Here is a 475-nt window from a genome sequence, read left to right as displayed (position 1 = left end):
CCACCTGACAGCGCGACCGGATCGTCGGCAGCAGGCTGCCCGGCGCGTGGACAATCAGGATGAACAGCGTCCGTGCCGGCGGCTCTTCAAGATTTTTCAGCAACGCATTGGCGGCATTGGTGTTCATGTCGTCGGCGGGATCGACGATGACCACCCGATAGCTGCCGTCGTGCGAGGTCAGCGACAGGAAGCGGCTGACCTTGCGGATCTCATCGACGGTGACGACTGTCTTGAAACTCTTGGTCTTGTCGTTCAACGGCCGGGTCAGATGCAGCACGGAAGGATGCGCCCCGGTTGCGATCTGGCGGAACAGCGACGACGCCGGATCGGGAGCGGCAAGGCTTTCCGGCGCGTTCGCAAAATCCGGGTGCTTCAACAGATGATGCGCAAGGTGGAAGGCGAGCGTCGCCTTGCCGATGCCGACCGGTCCGGAGAAGATCAGTGCATGAGGCAGCTTGCCCGCCCGATAGGCAGC

1 protein-coding gene is annotated in these 475 nt (G+C 62.7%); it reads right to left on the bottom strand.

Annotation, left to right across the window (positions count from 1 at the left end; translation table 11 throughout):
* A partial coding sequence (locus EN906_RS36780) for an AAA family ATPase (protein WP_127375896.1) occupies window positions 1-475 on the bottom strand: 475 nt, incomplete at both ends.

The organism is Mesorhizobium sp. M7A.F.Ca.CA.004.06.1.1, from assembly GCF_003999135.1.
GTDB lineage: Bacteria > Pseudomonadota > Alphaproteobacteria > Rhizobiales > Rhizobiaceae > Mesorhizobium.
The sequence above is the reverse complement of the archived record's forward strand: the minus strand, read 5'-3'. Positions and strand labels throughout refer to the sequence as shown.